General features: G+C 67.0%; 22 protein-coding genes. 8 read left to right on the top strand and 14 right to left on the bottom strand.

The features are described 5' to 3' along the window. Window positions 1-30 precede the first annotated feature (30 nt). Complete coding sequence (locus FSV73_RS23140; RefSeq protein WP_145012157.1) at window positions 31-789, top strand: SDR family oxidoreductase; 759 nt, start codon at window positions 31-33, stop codon at window positions 787-789. Between the two features lie 9 nt (window positions 790-798). Here FSV73_RS23140 and FSV73_RS23135 read toward each other — a convergent pair whose 3' ends face one another. The 3 genes from FSV73_RS23135 to FSV73_RS23125 all read right to left on the bottom strand — a co-directional run bounded on the left by FSV73_RS23135 (window position 799) and on the right by FSV73_RS23125 (window position 2,647). Then, window positions 799-1,509 carry an anti-sigma factor gene (locus FSV73_RS23135; protein WP_145012154.1) on the bottom strand — a complete coding sequence of 237 codons (711 nt, stop codon included), beginning with the start codon at window positions 1,507-1,509 and terminating at the stop codon, window positions 799-801. Then, complete coding sequence (locus FSV73_RS23130) at window positions 1,506-2,036, bottom strand: sigma-70 family RNA polymerase sigma factor (RefSeq protein WP_145012151.1); 531 nt, start codon at window positions 2,034-2,036, stop codon at window positions 1,506-1,508. The genes FSV73_RS23135 and FSV73_RS23130 overlap by 4 nt, the downstream gene beginning before the upstream one ends. A gap of 83 nt (window positions 2,037-2,119) precedes the next feature. Beyond that, complete coding sequence (locus tag FSV73_RS23125) at window positions 2,120-2,647, bottom strand: DUF3455 domain-containing protein (protein ID WP_145012148.1); 528 nt, start codon at window positions 2,645-2,647, stop codon at window positions 2,120-2,122. Window positions 2,648-2,902: 255 nt separating this feature from the next. Between FSV73_RS23125 and FSV73_RS23120 the strand changes: the two genes are divergently transcribed. Together FSV73_RS23120 and FSV73_RS23115 are read left to right on the top strand one after the other, a co-directional pair. Beyond that, window positions 2,903-4,531, top strand: a complete 1,629-nt coding sequence (locus FSV73_RS23120) for an ArnT family glycosyltransferase (RefSeq protein WP_145012145.1) — start codon at window positions 2,903-2,905, stop codon at window positions 4,529-4,531. A 10-nt stretch (window positions 4,532-4,541) separates the two neighbouring features. After that, window positions 4,542-5,798: a metallophosphoesterase gene (locus FSV73_RS23115; protein ID WP_145012142.1), complete on the top strand. Its 1,257-nt coding sequence runs from the start codon at window positions 4,542-4,544 to the stop codon at window positions 5,796-5,798. A 4-nt stretch (window positions 5,799-5,802) separates the two neighbouring features. Here FSV73_RS23115 and FSV73_RS23110 read toward each other — a convergent pair whose 3' ends face one another. The 5 genes from FSV73_RS23110 to FSV73_RS23090 form a co-directional block, all read right to left on the bottom strand. Beyond that, window positions 5,803-6,375, bottom strand: a complete 573-nt coding sequence (locus FSV73_RS23110) for a HupE/UreJ family protein (RefSeq protein ID WP_145012139.1) — start codon at window positions 6,373-6,375, stop codon at window positions 5,803-5,805. Window positions 6,376-6,404: 29 nt separating this feature from the next. Continuing rightward, window positions 6,405-7,019, bottom strand: coding sequence for an urease accessory protein UreG (gene ureG, locus FSV73_RS23105; RefSeq protein WP_145012137.1), 615 nt, complete (start codon window positions 7,017-7,019; stop codon window positions 6,405-6,407). Window positions 7,020-7,030: 11 nt separating this feature from the next. After that, window positions 7,031-7,702 (bottom strand): urease accessory protein UreF, encoded by a 672-nt coding sequence (locus FSV73_RS23100; protein WP_145012134.1) that lies wholly within the window; start codon window positions 7,700-7,702, stop codon window positions 7,031-7,033. Beyond that, window positions 7,699-8,199 carry an urease accessory protein UreE gene (ureE, locus tag FSV73_RS23095; protein WP_145012131.1) on the bottom strand — a complete coding sequence of 167 codons (501 nt, stop codon included), beginning with the start codon at window positions 8,197-8,199 and terminating at the stop codon, window positions 7,699-7,701. Before ureE ends, FSV73_RS23100 begins: the two co-directional genes overlap by 4 nt. A gap of 98 nt (window positions 8,200-8,297) precedes the next feature. Beyond that, window positions 8,298-8,990 carry a TetR family transcriptional regulator gene (locus FSV73_RS23090; RefSeq protein WP_145012128.1) on the bottom strand — a complete coding sequence of 231 codons (693 nt, stop codon included), beginning with the start codon at window positions 8,988-8,990 and terminating at the stop codon, window positions 8,298-8,300. Between the two features lie 116 nt (window positions 8,991-9,106). Between FSV73_RS23090 and pcaQ the strand changes: the two genes are divergently transcribed. From pcaQ to pcaG, 3 genes are all read left to right on the top strand, one after another. Then, complete coding sequence (pcaQ, locus tag FSV73_RS23085; RefSeq protein ID WP_145012125.1) at window positions 9,107-10,030, top strand: pca operon transcription factor PcaQ; 924 nt, start codon at window positions 9,107-9,109, stop codon at window positions 10,028-10,030. Between the two features lie 99 nt (window positions 10,031-10,129). Further along, a complete protein-coding gene (pcaH, locus tag FSV73_RS23080) occupies window positions 10,130-10,855 on the top strand; it encodes a protocatechuate 3,4-dioxygenase subunit beta (protein WP_145012122.1) in 726 nt (241 codons plus the stop codon). 10 nt (window positions 10,856-10,865) lie between these two features. Beyond that, window positions 10,866-11,477 (top strand): protocatechuate 3,4-dioxygenase subunit alpha, encoded by a 612-nt coding sequence (pcaG, locus tag FSV73_RS23075; RefSeq protein ID WP_145012119.1) that lies wholly within the window; start codon window positions 10,866-10,868, stop codon window positions 11,475-11,477. Window positions 11,478-11,537: 60 nt separating this feature from the next. Here the strand turns inward: pcaG and coq7 are convergent, their stop codons facing one another. From coq7 to hemJ, 4 genes are all read right to left on the bottom strand, one after another. Then, complete coding sequence (gene coq7, locus FSV73_RS23070) at window positions 11,538-12,185, bottom strand: 2-polyprenyl-3-methyl-6-methoxy-1,4-benzoquinone monooxygenase (RefSeq protein WP_145012116.1); 648 nt, start codon at window positions 12,183-12,185, stop codon at window positions 11,538-11,540. Between the two features lie 39 nt (window positions 12,186-12,224). Further along, complete coding sequence (locus tag FSV73_RS23065) at window positions 12,225-12,566, bottom strand: histidine triad nucleotide-binding protein (RefSeq protein WP_145012113.1); 342 nt, start codon at window positions 12,564-12,566, stop codon at window positions 12,225-12,227. A gap of 81 nt (window positions 12,567-12,647) precedes the next feature. Then, entirely contained in the window at window positions 12,648-13,436 is a 789-nt protein-coding gene (locus tag FSV73_RS23060) for an SDR family NAD(P)-dependent oxidoreductase (RefSeq protein WP_145012085.1), read from the bottom strand. A 59-nt stretch (window positions 13,437-13,495) separates the two neighbouring features. Further along, entirely contained in the window at window positions 13,496-13,921 is a 426-nt protein-coding gene (gene hemJ / locus FSV73_RS23055) for a protoporphyrinogen oxidase HemJ (protein ID WP_145012081.1), read from the bottom strand. 174 nt (window positions 13,922-14,095) lie between these two features. Here hemJ and erpA point away from each other — a divergent pair, with 174 nt between their 5' ends. Continuing rightward, window positions 14,096-14,446, top strand: coding sequence for an iron-sulfur cluster insertion protein ErpA (gene erpA, locus FSV73_RS23050; protein ID WP_145012077.1), 351 nt, complete (start codon window positions 14,096-14,098; stop codon window positions 14,444-14,446). An 18-nt stretch (window positions 14,447-14,464) separates the two neighbouring features. On the opposite strand, the gene FSV73_RS23045 is transcribed toward erpA, so the two are convergent. Next, window positions 14,465-15,550: an anhydro-N-acetylmuramic acid kinase gene (locus tag FSV73_RS23045; RefSeq protein ID WP_145012074.1), complete on the bottom strand. Its 1,086-nt coding sequence runs from the start codon at window positions 15,548-15,550 to the stop codon at window positions 14,465-14,467. Window position 15,551: 1 nt separating this feature from the next. Beyond that, on the bottom strand, window positions 15,552-16,991 hold the full coding sequence (locus FSV73_RS23040) for a peptidoglycan DD-metalloendopeptidase family protein (protein ID WP_186309319.1): 1,440 nt from the start codon (window positions 16,989-16,991) through the stop codon (window positions 15,552-15,554). A gap of 167 nt (window positions 16,992-17,158) precedes the next feature. Here FSV73_RS23040 and tyrS point away from each other — a divergent pair, with 167 nt between their 5' ends. Then, complete coding sequence (gene tyrS / locus FSV73_RS23035) at window positions 17,159-18,358, top strand: tyrosine--tRNA ligase (RefSeq protein WP_145012068.1); 1,200 nt, start codon at window positions 17,159-17,161, stop codon at window positions 18,356-18,358. Window positions 18,359-18,443: the final 85 nt, after the last annotated feature.

Raw genomic sequence — 18,443 nt, 5'->3', positions numbered from 1 at the left:
GGCCAATTTCCCCTGCAGAAGGAATCTTCCATGTCTTCGATCTTCATCACCGGCGCCACCTCCGGTTTCGGCGCCGCCACCGCTCGCCGCTTCGCCAAGGACGGCTGGTCGATCGTCATCACCGGCCGCCGCGAGGACCGCCTGCACGCCCTGGCGGAAGAACTGTCCGGCCAGGCCAAGGTGCTGCCGCTGGTGCTGGATGTCCAGGATCGTGCTGCGGTCGAAGCGGCGGTCGCCGGTCTGCCAGAGGAATTCAATCAGCTGCGCGCCCTGGTCAACAATGCCGGCCTGGCGCTGGGCAACACCCCCGCGCAGAGCTGCGACCTGGACGACTGGGACACCATGGTCGATACCAACATCAAGGGCATGCTCTATTGCACGCGCCTGCTCTTGCCGCGCCTGATCGCCCATGGCGCCGGCGCCGGCATCGTCAACCTGGGGTCGGTGGCGGGCGACTATCCCTATCCGGGCAGCCACGTCTACGGCGCCACCAAGGCCTTCCTCAAGCAATTCAGCCTCAGCCTGAGATCCGATCTCCTGGGTACCGGGGTCCGGGTGACCAACATCGAGCCGGGCCTGTCGGAAAGCGAGTTCTCGGTGGTGCGCTTCGGCGGTGACAAAGCCAAGGCCGACGCCGTCTACGCCGGTACCGAACCCCTGACCCCGGACGACATCGCCGAGTCCATCCACTGGGCGCTGAACCAGCCCAAGCACGTCAACATCAACCGCATCCAGCTGATGGCGACCTGCCAGGCGTTCAGCAACTTCAACATCCACCGCCAGAGCTGAGGTCGCTCGCTAGAGCACCTTCACCGCCCGGCCGATGAACTGGATCGGCCCGGTGGGTCGGCCGGTCGGCGAGCCCCCCTGGTTTTCCAGGGTCAGCTCGAACAACTGGTTGGCCTCCAGCGGCGGTAGCCGATCCAGCGGTACCTGCACGGTGCGCCCCGGTTCCACCAATCCCAGCGACACCGGGCCCTGCCAGGCATCGGCCTTGGTCCAGAATTGCAGCGCCTTGCCGCTCGGCACGGCATCGCGGCCCAGGGGGATCAGCTGCAGGTCGTGAGTACTAGCGGTCTGGACCACCCAGCCCGGGGTCCGGTCACCCGGTGCAGCCAGCACCACGAGATAGGTCGGGGTAGGCACCGGGCGCAGCACCAGCAATACCGCGAGCACCAGGCTGGCCGCCAGGCCCACCGCGCTCAGGCCACGCCAGACGGCCAGGCGTTGCCAGGGGCGTGGTCGTTGCGGCAGGGGCGCGGCCGCGGCGTCCTCCAGGCTGCGCGCGATGCGCGGCCACAGATTCAGTCCGGGTTCGACGGGTGGCACCCGCTCGGCCAGCGGCTGCAGCCGCGCCTCCCAACGGGCCACCGCCGCGCGCAGCGGGGCATCGGTCGGCAGCCGGCGTTCCACCTGGCGGCGTTCGGCGGCTTCCAGGGTGCCCAGTACGTATTCGCCAGCCAGGCGCTCGATTTCGTCGTCCGCGGGCAGGGTGCCGTCGCTCGTCATGTCATGCACTCCCTCAGCGCCTTGAGGCCGCGGGTGATCCAGCTCTTCACCGTGCCCAGCGGCGCCTGCAGGCGCTGGGCGATCTCGCCGTGGGAACAGCCGTCCAGGTAGGCGGCCAGGATGGCCTCCCGGCGCGGCGTGTCCAGATTCTGCAAGCAGCCCTCCAGGCGCCGGCCTTCGGCGTGGCGCGCGGGATCGTCGTGCTCGGCCAGCAGGGGTTCGCTGTCCTCCGCCAGGGGGACCAGGCGCTGGCGATCGCGCAGGGCGTTGAGCGCCAGGTGGCGCGCCACGCTGCACATCCAGCCGCGCGGCGAACCGCGCTCCGGCGTGAAACCGGCGGCGCCACGCCAGATCCGCAGGAAGGCATCGTGGAGGATATCCTCGGCCAGGCCGCGATCCCGGACCAAGCGCAGGACGATACCCAGCAACAGCGGCGCCTCGGCCTGGTAGAGCCGCTGCAAGGCGGCGCGCTCGCCCCGGGCACAGGCGGCGAGCAACGCGGCAGGATCGTAGGGGCGGTCGGTCACGAGGTCGCACCAGGCTGGGGACGCCAGGGTGGCGACCGGATCAGCCGAGCCTAGCCGATCCGCTCGCGGCTGTCCGCTGGGCTTCAGCCCTTCTTCCAGAACAGGTAGTCGGCCTGGTAGCTCACCGTTTCCCGCTCACCCTTGTTGGCGGTAGTGCAGGCCTTGGCCGGGGCAACGCCACCCTTGAGCGCGGTCCGCTGGATGTAGCGGGTGCCCTGGAAGGCGCCCTGGCCTTCGGCGGGCGCCGCCTCCACCAGTTGATAGGGCAGGTTGCCGGCACCGGCGGGGGCGACCGCCAACTGCTTGCCGACCACCTTGGAGCCGTCCTTGGCTTGCCAGGTGGCGGGCGGTCCGTAGTAGGTGCCGACCAGCTTGCCCTGGCGATCATGGAGTTCGGCCTTGGGACCGACGAAGAACCATTCGGTCTGGCCGGGCATGTCCTGCTTGTCGCGGCATTCGTAGACGATGGTGCCCTTGCCCACGGTTTCCAGCATCAGGCTGTTACCGGCGGGGACGCGGACGGCTTCGGGCAGCTCGCCTTGCGCCAGCAGCGGGGTGCTCAGGCAGGCGGTCAGGACCAGGATGCTGCAACGGCTAGAGGAGTTGTTCATGCGCTTGCTCCGGAATGAAAGGGGCACAGTCGGCTGGACTGTGCGGGCTATACCCGGCAGCAGGGCTTCTGGATGCAGCTGTAATAAAAACTTTTTGCTTTTTCGGCATAGTCGCGGCCGCCGCGCCGAGAAACCGCTCTGCCCTGGGGCTTCTGTCAGCTTGCCGTCAGCCTGATTTCAGCGATTCCTAAGGTTGTTCGGCGATAGTGGCGCCGGGTCTCGAACCCGTCCCCCAGCCTGCCGGAGTCCCGCTGCGTGTCGTCCATCCCGAGTCCGGCGCGCCTGCGCCTCGAAAGTCTGGCGCTGTGCCTGCTGGCCGTGCCGCTGTTCACCCTCGGCCTGTGGGAGCAGCCGTTCATCGGCTTCGACGGCCGCTTCGCGCTGTTCGCCCAGGAGATGTTCCGCCATGGTGTCAGCGCCTTCCCGACCAGCTATGGCCAACCCTATCCGGACTATCCCGCCACCTCGACGTTGCTGATCAACGTCTTCGCCCAGGCCTTCGGCGAGGTCAATCGGCTGGCCACCGTCATCCCCACCGCCCTGGCCTCGGCGGCCATCGTCGGCCTGCTCTATCGCCTGCTGGCCGAGCGGTCGCGTACCTGGGGGCTGCTGGCGGTGCTGGTGCTGCTGTTGACCAACGGCTTCCTGGCCAAGGCCCGCTCGATCTGCCTGGATCAGTTCGTCACCCTGGCCGCACTGGGCTGTTTCTATCTGCTGTGGAGCGCCGACCAGCGCGGAATGCCACGGCGGCGCCTGCTGGTATTCCTCTGCATGGCCGCCGGCTTCGCCGTGCGCGGTCCGCTGGGGTTGATCGAGCCCTGCGGGGTGGTCTGTGTCTACTGGCTGTTGCAGGGCGACTGGCGACGCAGCTTCGGCTACGGGCTGGTCGGCGCCGCGGTGCTGGGACTGTGCTGCGCCCTGCTGTTCGGCCTGGCCTGGCGCACCGGCGGCCGGCCCTTCGTCGAAGACGTGATGCGCATGCAGGTCTCCGGGCGCCTGGACGATACCGATGGCGCCGGTTATCCCTGGTGGTACTTCCTGCAACTGGGCCTGTATCGCTATGCACCGGCGTTTCCCCTGGCACTGCTGGCCCTGCCGACGCTGCGGCAGCACTGGCGCCTGCGCCATGAGCAGGCGGACAGTCGCCTGCTGATCCAGCTGGCCGGCTTCGCCACGCTGATCCTGGTGGCGCTGTCCATCCCCACCTTCAAGAAGCCCTATTACATCCTGCCGGCGATCCCCGCCTGCGCCGCCCTGGGTGCCTGGGTGCTGCTGCAGGGCCAGGGTGCCCTGGTCTGGGTACGCCGCCTGTTCCTGCCGTTGCTGGTGGTGTTCCCGCTGGTGCTCGGGGTCCTGGTCAAGCTGCAGCAACCCAGGCTACAGGCCGCCGGCTGGTGGCCGCCGCTGGACCTGCGCCTGTTGCTGGGCGCCTTCGGCGTCCTCGCGTTGTTCGCCCTGGTGGCCGCCTGGCGCGAGCGCGGCGCCTTCCGCCTGGGCATGCCGCTGGCCGCGGCGGCCCTGGCGCAATGGCTGCTGGTGGTGCTGGCGCTGGACCCCATGCAGGCGCTGCGCTACGACACCCGTGCCTTCGTCACCCGTCTGGAGAGCCTGCGCCAGGGCGAGCCTGGGCAGCTGGTGTTCTTCGGCCTGGGCCAGGACACCAAGGCCTTCCGCTACCTGATGAATCTGGACTACGACGTGCCCCTGCCGACCTTCATCGACGTCGCCCGACCCGGCCAGCTCGCCGAGGTCGCGCGGCCCGCCTATGTCCTGCTCGACGCCGACAGCCAGGCGGCCCTGGCCGGCACCCCGCTGGCCAGCCGCCAGCCGGTGCTGGAGGGTCGCTTCAACGACAATCGCTGGCAGGCCTACTACCTGCCCTGAGGCCTGCGCCATGACCGACTCGCCCGATCTCCATCGTCGCCGGCTGTGCCTGGCGCTGGCCGGCCTGCCGCTGCTGGCGGCCTGCAAGCCGACCCAGCGCTATGGTTTGCCGGAACACCGCGCCAGCTGGTTCGAGCGCCACGCCTTCACGCCGCTGGCGCCCCTGCCGTCGCGTACCAGCTTCGTGCTCGGGGCCCTGCCGGATACCCAGTACTACAGCGAGAACAACCACGAGATGCTGCCCAACGGCCGGCGGGTGGAGCGCTATGGTCACCTCGGCTATCCACCGGCACTGGCCTTCCATGCCCAGACCCACTGGCTGGCGAACAACGCCGCGGCCCTGAACATGCCCTTCGTGGTGCACTTGGGCGATCTGGTGGAAAACGCCGAGCAACGTGGCGAATGGACCCTGGCGAGCCACGCCATGGCACGCCTGGAGCGGGCCGGCGTGCCCTATAGCGTCATGACCGGCGACCATGACGTCGTCGAGCTCTACACCGAGGATCGCCTGCGCGATGGCCGTGAACTCTTCACCCAATACTTCGGCCGCGAACGTGCCGCGCGGCAGGCGACCTTCGTCGAGCGCGATGCCACCGGACTCAACGAGGCCCATCGCTTCTCGGCGCTCGGCCAGGGCTTTCTGCTGCTGACCCTGGACTGGTGCCCCTCCGACCAGAGCCTGGACTGGGCCCAGGGGCTGCTGGATCGCTATCCGCACCTGCCGACCATCCTCTGCTCGCACAACATCGTCGACCTGGTGAACGGCCACGCGGTGCTGTCGAACCGCCGCAACGACACCGGGGTACGGCTGTGGAATCGGCTGATCCGCCACAACGACCAGATCTTCCTCACCCTCAATGGCCACAACCACGGCAGCGGCCATCTGCGCCTGGCCAACGACGCCGGCCAGCCGGTGGATCTCTTGCTGATCAACTATCAGACCGAATATGCCGGCGGCAACGGCCTGTTGCGGCTACTGGAGCTGGATCTGGCGCGTGGGCGGCTGGAAGCCTTCACCTATTCGCCCTGGGTCGCCTATCGCCAGCAGAGCGGCGACCTGCCGGTGCGACTGGGCAGTGATCCGCGCGACACCTATTCCGCCGAGGTGCTGGCGCCCCTGGCGTCCACCCAGTTCGACAACAGATTCGTGCTCGACGTGGACTTCGCCAGCCGCTTCGCCAGCTTCGGTGGCTACACCGCACAGCTGCCGGCGGTGGTGGAGGAGGGCGTGCTGGCGCGGTTGCGCCAGCAGCTGGGGATAACCTGACAGGTCAGGCGGCGAGCAACCAACCACCGGCCACGGCGGTAGCCACACCGGCCAGGCGTACCAGCGGCGTGGCGGCCTGGGGCAGGTAGCGCACCACGGCATAGCCCAAGCCATGCAGGGTCGCGGTGGCGGCGACGAAGCCGAGGGCATAGGCCCAGGGGTTGCCCATTTCCGGCAGTTCCAGACCATGGGCCACGCCATGGAACAGGGCGAAGGCGGCGGTCAGACCCACGGCGGCCGCCACCGGCGGGCGGGCGGCCAGGGCGACCAGCAGTCCCAGCGCCAGCACCGAGGCGGCGATGCCGGTCTCCAGGAACGGCAACTCCAGCCCGGTGAAGCCCAGCAGGCCGCCGATCAACATGGTGCCGACGAAGGTGCAGGGTAGCGCCAGGCGCGCCTTGCCCTGTTGCTGGGCCGCCCAGAGACCGACGGCCAGCATGGCCAGCAGGTGGTCGAGGCCGGTCAGGGGGTGCAGGACCCCGGCGGCCAGGCCGTTCTCGGCGTGGCCCGGGTGGGCGAAGGCCAGCGCCGGGGTGAGCAGCAGGGCGGCGGTGGCGAGGATCTTGGTGTGTTTCATGGAGGCTCCTTGAGGGGGTGATCCTGGGGTCAGGCGGCGGTCAGCAGGCCCTGCTTCTCGATGAAGGCGATGATCTCTTCCAGACCCTTGCCGGTCTTCTGGTTGCTGAACACAAAGGGCTTGTCGCCGCGCATCTTGCGGGTGTCGCGATCCATCACCTCCAGGGAGGCGCCGACCATCTCGGCCAGGTCGACCTTGTTGATCACCAGCAGGTCCGACTTGCAGATGCCGGGGCCACCCTTGCGCGGCAGCTTGTCGCCGGCCGAGACGTCGATGACATAGAGGGTCAGGTCGGAGAGCTCCGGGCTGAAGGTGGCCGAGAGGTTGTCGCCACCGGATTCCACCAGAATCAGGTCCAGGCCGGGGAAGCGGCGGTTGAGCTGGTCGACCGCCTCCAGGTTGATGGAGGCGTCTTCACGGATGGCGGTGTGCGGGCAGCCACCGGTCTCCACGCCGAGGATGCGTTCGGGCGCCAGGGCCTCGTTGCGCACCAGGAAGTCGGCGTCTTCGCGGGTATAGATGTCGTTGGTCACCACCGCCAGGTTGTAGCGCTCGCGCAGGGCGCGGCAGAGGGCCAGGGTGAGGGCGGTCTTGCCGGAGCCGACCGGTCCGCCGATACCGACGCGCAGGGGTTGGGTATTCATCAGGGGATCTCCTAGGAACGGAACAGGCGGCTGTACTGCCGCTCGTGGGCCATGCTGGTGAGGGCGAGGCCGAAGGGGGCGCCGCCCCAGGCCGCTTCGGGCAGGTCTGCGGCCCGCTCGGCGACGGCGGCCAGGGTCGGCAGCAGGGTGGAGGTGAGGCGCTGGGCGGCTTGCTGGCCCAGCGGCAGGGTCTTCATCAGCACCGCCAGCTGGTTCTCCAGCCAGGTCCACAGCCAGGCATCCAGCGCCGCGCGCGGCGCTATGCCCCAGGCGCGGGCGGCTAGCGCCCAGCCCAGGGCGAAGGTCGGCGCCAGGTCGGCCAGCAGGCTGCGACTCTCGTCGTCCAGCTCCGGCAGGCCGAGCAGCAGTTGCGCCAGGGAATAGCCGGTCTGGCGACTTTCCAGCTGGAATTCCGCGGTCTCGCGACTGGCCCTGTGACGGTCGGCCAGTTCGCTCAGGCGCGACCAGTCGCCGGCGCAAGCCGCGGCGCAGTGGGCCAGCAGCAGGGGCGCCTCGAACCGCGCCAGGTTGAGGTCGAGGTTGTCGCGCAGCCAGGCCTCGGCGTCCACGGCGCTGCGGATCAGGCCGCTGTCGATGGCCAGCTCCAGGCCCTGGGAATAGCTGTAGCCACCGATGGGCAGCTGGGGGCTGGCCAGGCGCAGCAGGGCGAAGGGCGCATTCACGGGCGCACGCCGAACTGGTGCAGCTTGGGCGCGTAGTTGAAGCCTTCCTCGCCATGGTGCGAGTGATGGTGGCCGCCGCCGTAGGCGCCGTGCTCCGGCTGGAAGCCGGCCTCGATCGCGGTGACCTGGGCGCCGAGCTGCTCCAGCATGGCCTTGAGCACATAGTCGTCCAGCAATCGCAGCCAGCCATCGCCGATCTGCAGGGCGACATGACGATTGCCCAGGTGGTAGGCGGCGCGGGTCAGCTCGAAGGCGCTGGCACAGGTGACGTGCAGCAGCTGTTCCGGGCGGGCGACGACCCGCACGATGCGGCCGTCCCGCGCCTCAAGGCAGTCGCCATCGGCCAGCGGCGGTTGCCCACGTTCGAGGAACAGGCCGACGTCTTCGCCTGCACTGGTGGTGGCTCTCAGGCGGCTCTTGCTACGGGCGTCATAGGTGAGGTGGAGTTCGGCGTCCCAGGTATCCCGGGGCGCGCAGCGGCTTTGGACGACCAGCATGGCAGGACTCTTGGCAGTTTTCGCCCAGCATCCCAGCAAGGGGCCTGCCAAGCCAGGCAATTCGCCTGCTTCTGAGGCAGCGATTCCTGACCAGGCGCTCAGGTTGCTCCTATTTGGTGCGCCATCGCCGTAGCCAGCAGCTCAATGCGCTCTTTTGGGGCGTCTTCCCGCTCATGGCGTCGCCAGTGCTTGCTGCCGATCAGGATCAGCTTGAGCTGCTGCACCATCTTCGCCGCTGGCCAGAGGTGCCCAGGCGTCGTGGCCGGTGGTGGATCGATCAACTCCGGCAGGGTGGCGAACACCGTCTTCACCACCAGGTCGGCGAGGACATCGATCTGCGATGCCGTCAGCTGTGGCAGGCGACCCAGGGCGAGCAGGTCGCGCGCCAGATCCTGGGTGATGCGCTGGCGCAGGTCGGCGATGGCCTGGCGCACGGTCAGGGAGCCGCCGTATTGCTCACGGGCGAGAAAGAGGAATTGATCGCGGTTGTCGGCCACGGCGCCGAGAAAGATCTCCACCGAGGCTTCGATCATCCCGCGCTGCTGCAGCTCGTGGTGCCTTACCTGGCGCAGGGCGTCGCGGAAGGTGTCACCCACCTCCGTCACCAAGGCCAGGCCGAAGCTTTCCATGTCGGCGAAGTGGCGATAGAAGCCCGCCGGCACGATCCCCGCCTGGCGGCTCACCTCGCGCAGGCTGAGGCTGCCGAAGCCGCGGCCGCTGTTCATCAGCAGGCGTGCCGACTCCAGCAGCGCCTGGCGCGTTTGCAGCTTCTGCTGGGCACGGATCGACATGGGGACATTCCAGGGGGCGAGGCGGCACTGTAGCAAAGGATGCCCTTGCTGACTGCAAGGCTTTGGCGCGACCGCCGGGTGGTAGTCTCTGGCCCGAGCCTTGCCTTGAGAGCCCCATGAATCTCGACAACCGCATCAAGTTCCGGCACCTGCTGTGCTTTCTGGAAATCGCCCAGCAGCGCAGCTTCGCCAAGGCTGCCGATGCCATCGCCGTGTCCCAGCCGGCCATTTCCAAGACCATCCGCGAACTCGAGGAGATTCTCGAGGTGCGGTTGTTCGAGCGCGGCAAGGGCGAGGTCGTGCCGACGGCCGCGGGCCTGTTGTTCCTGCGCCATGCCGGGCCCTGCGTGCAGGCGCTGCGCGAAGGGATGCAACTGGTGCGTGGCGGCGAGGCCGGCGGCCTGGTACGGGTCGGGGTGCTCTCGACGGTGGAAAGCCAGGTATTGCCCGAGGTCCTGGCGCGGCTGCACGATCGCCACCGCCAGCTCATCGTCAATGTCGCCACCGGTCCCAGCGCCTACCTGCTGGGCCAGTTGCGAGTCGGCGACCTGGACCTGGTGGTCGGCCGCATGACCGACAGCCCCGACATCCATGGTCTGCAGTTCGAGCACCTCTATACCGAGGCCTTGACCCTGGTGGTCCGTCCGGGCCATCCGTTGAGCCAGGCCCTGCCGGCCGACCGGGCGACCCTGGCGCGCTATCCCCTGGTGTTGCCGCTGCCCGGTGCCACCATCCGCCGCCATGCCGAGAGCCTCTTCGTGCAGTGCGGCATCCCGCTCAGCGCCCAGCGCCTGGAAACCCTGTCGCCTACCCTGAGCCGGCAGTACGTGCGGCAGAGCGATGCCCTGTGGATCGCACCGCTCGATGCGGTCCGCCGTGACCTGGCCACCGGCGAGCTGGTAGAGGTGAGTCTCGGCGTGCGGGAGGCGGGCGGCTCGGTGGGCATCTGCCGCAATGGCAGCGTGCCCCTGTCGCTGGCGGTGGAGCGTTTCTGCGCCGTCCTGCGCGAGGTCGCCGCCGAGCTTACCCATAACCATTAGGTTATGGGTTGAGGCGCAGCTTTCAATTCAGCCAGGCGGCGCCCTGAGCCACACTGGGATCGGCCCTCCTGGCCCCTGATTCTTCCGTGGAGCATTCCAATGCATAACAAGCCCCACGACGTACGCTACGTCGCCCGTGATCGCGCCTGGCATCCCCAGGCCTATACTCCCGCCTACAAGTCGTCCATTCCGCGTTCGCCGCGCCAGGCGCTGGTCAGCCTGCAGCACCAGACCGCCTCCGAGCGGACCGGCCCGGATTTCTCGCGGCTGCCCCTGGGCCCGCACGACAACGACCTGCTGCTCAACTTCGGTACCGGCCAGTTGCCCCAGGGCGAGCGCATCGTGCTGTTCGGTACCCTGCGCGACCAGTTCGGCAAGCCCGTGCCCAATTCCCTGGTGGAGATCTGGCAGGCCAACGCCGGTGGCCGCTACCGGCACAAGAACGACGTCTACCTGGCGCCGCTCGATCCTAATTTCGGCGGCGTCGGCCGCACCCGTACCGACAGCCAGGGCAACTACGTCTTCCGTACCATCCGCCCAGGCCCCTATCCCTGGCGCAATGGCAGCAACGACTGGCGCCCGGCGCACATCCACGTCTCGGTCATGGGCCCGGCCATCGCCACCCGGCTGATCACCCAGCTGTACTTCGAGGGCGATCCGCTGATCCCGCTGTGCCCCATCATCAAGGCCATCGCCAATCCCGATGCCGTCCAGACCCTCATCGCCCGCCTGGACATGAGCATGGCCAACCCCATGGACTGCCTGGCCTATCGCTTCGACATCGTCACCCGCGGCGCGCGGCAGACGTTCTTCGAACACCACTGAGGACGCCGAGATGATCCCCAACCGCCACGACCTGCTGCCGGAAACGCCCTCCCAGACCGCCGGCCCCTATGTGCACATCGGCCTGGCCCTGGCCGCGGCCGGTAATCCCACCCGCGATGTCGAGATCTGGAACGAGCTGGCCAAGCCCGATGCCCCCGGCGAGCACATCCTGCTCACCGGCCAGGTGTTCGACGGCAACGGCAACCTGGTGCGCGACTCCTTCCTGGAGTTCTGGCAGGCCGACCACCAGGGCCACTACGATCCGCTCTACGACATCGAGAAGGCCTTCAACGGCTTCGGCCGCACCGCCACCACCTTCGATGCCGGCGACTGGACTCTGCGCACCGTCAAGCCTGGCCAGGTGAGCGACCAGCGTGGCCAGCCGATGGCCCCGCACATCAACGTCACCCTGTTCGCCCGGGGCATCAACATCCACCTGCAGACGCGGATCTACTTCGACGACGAAGCCGAGGCCAACGCCCGCTGCCCGGTCTACAACCTGCCGGAACCGGAGCGCCGCAGCACCCTGCTGGCACGTCGCTGCGAGATCGACGGTCGCCTGGCCTATCGCTTCGACATCTACCTGCAAGGTCCGCAGGAAACCGTCTTCTTCGATATCTGAAGCGCCAGACGGCAAAAAGCCCTGCCAAGGCAGGGCTTTTTCATGGGCGCGAATGCCGTGTCAGATGCGGTAGGTGGTCTTGGTCATCACCTTGGCCACCAGGCTCATGCCCTGCTTGATTGGCGAGGGAAAGCGCCAGCCACCGGCCGCCAAGGCGTGCTCGGCGTGCTGTTCCTCGTCGATGCGCATCTGCTCCAGTACCGCCCGCGACTTGGCATCGGCCGGCGGCAGCTTTTCCAGGTGCTCATCCAGATGACGACACACCTGATCCTCGGTGGCGGCGACGAAGCCCAGGCTCAGGCGGTCGCTGATCAGGCCGGCGCCGGCGCCGATACCGAAGGACAGGCCGTAGAACAGCGGATTGAGCAGGCTGGGACGCTCACCCAGGGCGCGGATGCGCTGCTCGCACCAGGCCAGGTGATCGATCTCCTCGTCCGCCGCGCGCTCCATCTCCTCGCGCACTTCCGGCAGCTTGGCGGTCAGCGCCTGGCCCTGGTACAGCGCCTGAGCGCAGACCTCGCCGGTGTGGTTGATGCGCATGAGGCCGGCGGCATGGCGCCGTTCCTCGTCGCTCAGCTCGGCATCCTTGAGCGGGATGGCCGGCGAGCTTCGGGTCGGGGCGCCGCTGAAGGGCGTCAGGGTACGCAGAGCGGTATCGGCCTGGATCAATAGCCGATCGAGCGGGGAGTAGAGACGCTTGGATCTCACGATGATCTCCTTGGCAGGCAATGAAGGGGCGGGGGATACCTAGCCCGGTGGCCAGGTCATCTGCCGCTTGCCCAGCACATGCATATGGATGTGGTAGACCGTCTGGCCACCCAGGGCGTTGCAGTTCATCACCACGCGGAAGCCTTCCTCGCAGCCCTGCTCCTGGGCCAGGCGCTGGGCGGTGAAGAGGATGTGCCCGGCGAGTTGCTTGTCGTCGGCCTCGCTGAGGTCGTGGAGGGTCGCGATGTGCTTCTTGGGGATGACCAGGAAGTGCACCGGCGCCTGCGGGGCGATGTCATGGAAGGCCATGACCTGATCGTCCTCGTAGAGCACCTTGGCCGGAATGTCCCCGGCGACGATCTTGCAGAACAGACAATCCACGTCGATCTCCTGCTGGCTGGATAGAGGGCGAGTGTACCAGCGGCCGCCGTCCGGGGTCAGGTGCCGCGGGCGGGAGCACCGTTACGCCGGCTGGAACAGTTTGCCGATCCGCACCGCCACCGAGCGGGTCAGGGCGCGGGGGAAGAAGCGCGGCAGCAGGCTACCCAGCCGGTTGCGCCAGCCGGGCACGATCACCGCCTGGCGGCGTTCCAGCCCTTTGACCGCCGCCAGGGCCACCTCCTCGGCGGACATCAGCAGCTTGCCCTGCTCCATGCGCCCTGTGTGCAGGCCGGCGTTCTCGAAGAAGGCGGTACGGGTCGGGCCGGGGCAGAGCACCGACACCGATACCCCACGTCCCTTGAGTTCTTCGCGCAGGCCTTCGGAAAAGTGCAGCACATAGGCCTTGGTCGCCGCATAGCTGCTCATGTAGGGAATGGGCTGGAAGGCGGCGGTGGAGGCGACGTTGAGGATCTGGCCGCCCCCCTGGATCGCCATGTGCTGACCCAGGGCATGGCACAGGCGGGTGAGCGCCAGGATGTTCAACTCGAGCTGCTCCTGCACCCGCGGCCAGTCGGCGGCGAGGAAGTCGCCGCCGCTGCCGATCCCGGCGCAGTTGACCAGCAGGCCGATAGCCCTCTCGCTCTGCTCCAGTTCATGCAGCAGGCCGGTCAGATGCAGCGGCTCCGCCAGGTCGCAGACCCGGTACAGCACCTCGACGTCGAAGCGCTGGGCCAGTTCGGCGGCGATGCTCTCCAGCTTGTCCTTGCGCCGCGCCAGCAGGATCAGGGGCTGGCCACGCCGCGCCAGGGCCTCGGCCAGGGCCAGGCCGATCCCGCACGAGGCACCGGTTACCAGGGCATAACGCTGCATACTGCTTTCTCCAGATCACGCCGGTCACCGGCGGGGGTCCGCCTCGGAAGGCGGCGGACCTAGTAGGGCTTGACCACCACCAGGATGACGATGGCGATGAGGACCAGTACCGGTACCTCGTTGAACCAGCGATAGAACACGTGGCTGCGCTTGTTCTCGCCGCGCTCGAACCTCTTGCGCATGGCGCCGCAGACATGGTGATAACCGACCAGCACCACGACCAGGGCCAGCTTGGTGTGCATCCAGCCCTGGGTCAGCCAGCTCGGATTGATCACCAGCAGGCCGATGCCGAACAGCAGCGTCAGGATCATCGCCGGTAGCATGATGCCGCGGTACAGCTTGCGCTCCATCAGGCAGAAACGCTCATGACTGACGCTATCACTGCTCTGGGCGTGATAGACGAACAGGCGCGGCAGATAGAACAGACCGGCGAACCAGCAGACCAGGGCGATCAGGTGGAAGGCTTTCAACCAAAGATAGAGCATCGGGGCATTCTCCTTATCAGGCGGCGCGATATTAGAGTGGCGCTGCCAGCAAGTCATTCACTCCGGTCGTCTCGGCTGGCATCCCGCGGTCGCGCAATAGTTGACCCTTTTGCTGGGGCAAGCGGATAATTTCGTCACTGAATTGTGTTCGGCGCAAGCCGGGAGACTACGGCAATGACCATTGAAACCTTCACCCCGACCCCCCTGCAGTTCACCATGGGCGCGGCCAGCAAGGTGAAGAACCTGATCGAGGAAGAGGGCAATCCCCGCCTGAAGCTGCGCGTCTTCGTCACGGGTGGCGGCTGCTCGGGCTTCCAGTACGGCTTCACCTTCGATGAAGACTCCGCCGACGACGACACCGTCATCGAGCGCGACGGCGTGCACCTGGTCGTCGATCCCATGAGCTTCCAGTACCTCGCCGGTGCCGAGGTGGACTACCAGGAAGGCCTGGAAGGCTCGCGCTTCGTCATCAAGAACCCCAACGCCGCCACCACCTGCGGCTGCGGTCAGTCCTTCTCCATCTGATCGGGCGCAGCAATTGCCCTAGTGCGGATAGAGCGCACCCAGCACGCGAAGGCCACGGGCGCCGGTGACCTCGGGGCAGTTGCCGGGCAGGCCCTCGCAGAATCTATGCGCCAGCCAGGCGAAGGCCATGGCTTCCATCCAGTCCGGTGACACCTGGTAGGCCGCGGTACTGAGTACCGCGGCCGGTGCCAGGTGGCGGGCCAACCGCGCCATCAGGTCCTGGTTGTGCGCGCCGCCGCCACAGACCAGCACCTCATCCACCGCCTGGGCGGCGCGGATGCTGTCGGCGATGCTGCGGGCGCTCAGCTCGGCCAGGGTCGCCTGCACATCCGCCGGCGCCAGGCCGGCCTGCTGCCCCAGCTGCCGTTGCAGCCAGGGCAGATTGAAATGCTCGCGCCCGGTGCTTTTCGGCCCGCTCTTCACGAAGAAGGGATCGCTCAGCAGGCGCTGTAACAACGCTGGCACGACCTGACCCTGCGCCGCCCAGGCGCCGTCGGCGTCGAAGTGCAATCCCTGGCTATGGTGGATCCAGGCATCCAGCAGCACGTTACCCGGGCCGCAGTCGAAGCCGCGCACCGGCAGGCCCGGTGCCAGCAGGGTCACGTTACTGAAGCCACCGATGTTGAGCACCGCGCGTGGGCGCTCCTGGCCGAAGAGATCGGCATGGAAGGCCGGTACCAGGGGTGCACCCTGGCCCCTCGCCGCCAGGTCGCGCCGGCGGAAGTCGGCGATGACGTCGATGCCGCTCAGCTCGGCCAGCAGGGCGGCATCGCCGATCTGCAGGGTGTAGCCCTGGGCGGGCAGGTGGCGGATGGTCTGGCCGTGGCTGCCTACCGCGCGGATATCGGCTGGCGTCAGCCCCTGCCGGGCCAGGAGTTCGGCGATACCCTGGGCGGCCAGTGTCACCCACGCCTGCTCGGCCCGGGCGATGCGCTCGATCTCGTTGTCCCCGGGCGCGCACAACGCCAGCAGCTCGCCGCGCAGCGCGTCCGGCATGGGCACGCCGAGGGCAGCGACGAAGCGGGTCCGCTCATCCTGTTCGATCAGGGCGATGTCCAGTCCATCCAGACTGGTGCCGGACATCACCCCCAGGTAGCGCTCCATCTCAGCGCTTGTTCATCGCGAGGAGCGACGCACGCTCCTGGTCCATGCGGGCCATGAGCGGCTGGCTCTGAGCCAGGAAGCGCGAGATCTCGTTCTTGGCGATGGGGTCGGCCATGGGCAGCTTCACCCCGAGCGGATCGACGTGGTTGCCGTTGATGCGGAATTCGTAGTGCAGGTGCGGACCGGTCGCCAGGCCCGTCATGCCCACGTAGCCGATCACCTGGCCCTGCTTCACCGAGGCACCGGCCTGCATGCCCTTGGCGATCCGGCTCATGTGGCCATAGACGGTGGTGTAGGTCTTGCCGTGTTGGATCATCACCACGTTGCCGTAGCCATTCTCGCGACCGGCCTTGGCGATCTTGCCATCGCCCGTGGCATGGATTGGCGTACCGGTGGGCGCGGCGTAGTCGACGCCCTTGTGTGCGCGCATCTTGTTCAGCACCGGGTGGAAGCGGCCCATGGTGAAGCGCGAGCTGATCCGCGAGAACTCCACCGGCGTCCGGATGAAGGCCTTGCGCATGCTGCCGCCTTCGGCAGTGTAGTAGTTGGTGGTGCCGTTCTTCGCGGTGTAGCGCACCGCGGTGTAGGCCTTGCCCTTGTTGACGAAGCGCGCGGCCAGGATGTTGCCGTAGCCGACGTGCTTGCCGTTGACCACCTTGTCCTCGTAGACCACCTCGAATTCGTCGCCTTCCTGGATGTCCAGCGCGAAGTCGATGTCGTAGCCGAAGATGGTGGCCAGCGCCATGGTCATGTCATGGGACAGCCCGGCCTTCTGCGCCGAGGCGAACAGCGAGCTGCTGATCCGTCCCTGGGCATAGGCCTTGCGAATGTCCGGGGTAACCGTCTTGTGCTCGATCTCGTAGCCCTGGTCGCCCTTGACCAGCGACAGGGTCTGCAGCGCGGTGAGCTTGGTACGCACCGCCAGCAACTCGACGGAGGATTCCCGCTGGAATTCGATCTTCTGGCCTACCCGCAGGCGGGTCAGCTTCTTGGCTTCCTTGCTGCTGGCGAGCACCTCGTGCACCACGGCCGCGGCCAGGCCGGCACGCTCGAACAGGGTCGAGAGGGTATCGCCCTTGCGTACCGTCTCGGTGGTCCACTGCGGCTCCTGTGTCTCGCTGGCGGCCACCGCTTCTTCTGCGGCGGGGGCCTCCTCGGCGGTCTGGTCGGTCGGTTGATCCTGCTCGACCTGGGCGAAGGGGGAGGAAGATGGGGTAGTCGCCGCTTGAGTATCGGAGAGCACTTGCTCCTTTAGATCGTCCTGACCCGGCATGACGCGCGCGGCGTCCTGTTCAACATCCAAGTTGATGGAAGTACGTTTCGCCTCAACCTGCTGAGAGGGAAACACGAGCAAGGCCAGACTCAAGAGCGCGGCCACCCCGCTGGCGGCCACGAGGTGGCTTTTGGGGTAGAACGGACTTTTGGTGATTGGCTTCGTCATTTAGCTAAAGTGATGATGTGACGTTAAAAGAAGTGAATAACTGCCTAAAATATAATCAAAATCTGGCTGTCACAACCCTTTGGGGTGGTGATCCGACGTGCCGGCTGGCGGCTGCTAGGGGCATCTTGATAAGGTTCACGCTTTCGAAATTCAGAGGCGAAGCCCCCATGAAAACGGTCCAGGAGCAGCTGGCGGTCATCAAGCGTGGAGCAGATGAGCTGCTCGTCGAGTCAGAGCTTGTAACAAAACTGGAGCGTGGCACTCCGCTGCGCATCAAGGCAGGCTTCGATCCGACCGCGCCGGATCTGCACCTCGGCCACACCGTGCTGATCAACAAGCTGCGCCAGTTCCAGGAGCTGGGCCACCAGGTCATCTTCCTGATCGGCGACTTCACCGGCATGATCGGCGACCCCAGCGGCAAGAGCGCCACCCGCCCGCCGCTGACCCGCGAGCAGGTGCTGGAGAATGCCGAGACCTACAAGGCCCAGGTATTCAAGATCCTTGACCCGGCGCGTACCGAAGTGGCCTTCAACGCCACCTGGATGGATCAGCTGTCCCCGGCCGACTTCATTCGCCTCTCTTCGCAGTACACCGTAGCCCGCATGCTCGAGCGCGACGACTTCAGCAAGCGCTACGCGAGCAACCAGTCCATTGCCATCCATGAGTTCCTCTACCCGCTGGTGCAAGGCTACGACTCCGTCGCCCTGCGGGCCGACGTCGAGCTGGGCGGTACCGACCAGAAGTTCAACCTGCTGATGGGGCGTGAGCTGCAGCGGGCCTACGGCCAGGAAGCCCAATGCATCCTCACCATGCCGCTGCTCGAAGGCCTGGACGGCGTGAAGAAGATGTCCAAGTCCCTGGGCAACTATGTCGGCATCCAGGAAGCGCCCGGCGTCATGTACAACAAGCTCGTGTCCATTCCCGATACCCTCATGTGGCGTTACTTCGAGCTGCTCAGCTTCCGCAGCCTGGAAGAGATTGCCCAGTTCCGCAGCGATGTGGAGCAGGGGGCCAACCCTCGCGACATCAAGATCAAGCTGGCCGAGGAAATCGTCGCTCGCTTCCATGGTGAAGAAGCCGCGCAGAATGCCCACCGCTCCGCGGGCAACCGCATGAAGGAAGGCGAACTGCCGGAAGACCTGCCCGAAGTCGAGCTGGAGACCGACGCCCCGCTGCCGGTCGCTGCCGTTCTCAACAAGGCCGGCCTGGTGAAGAATGCCGCCGCGGCTCGCGACCTGCTGGCCGCCGGCAGCGTCAAGGTGGATGGCGAGGTGGTCGACCGTGGCTTCCAGTTCGAGATCGGCCGTACCTATATATGCCAGGCCGGCAAGAAGGCCTTTGCCCGCATCAGCGTCCGCCAGCAATAAAGTTGAAATAACCTGTTGACGTCCTCTGAAACTCCCCTATAATGCGCCCCACTTCCGGCGCAGACGCTGAAGGGCTTGAAAATCA

Origin of the sequence: Pseudomonas oryzihabitans (assembly GCF_007665395.1) — a bacterium.
In the GTDB taxonomy this organism is placed as follows: Bacteria; Pseudomonadota; Gammaproteobacteria; order Pseudomonadales; family Pseudomonadaceae; genus Chryseomonas; species Chryseomonas psychrotolerans_C.
This window is presented reverse-complemented; position numbering and strand designations above follow the sequence as displayed.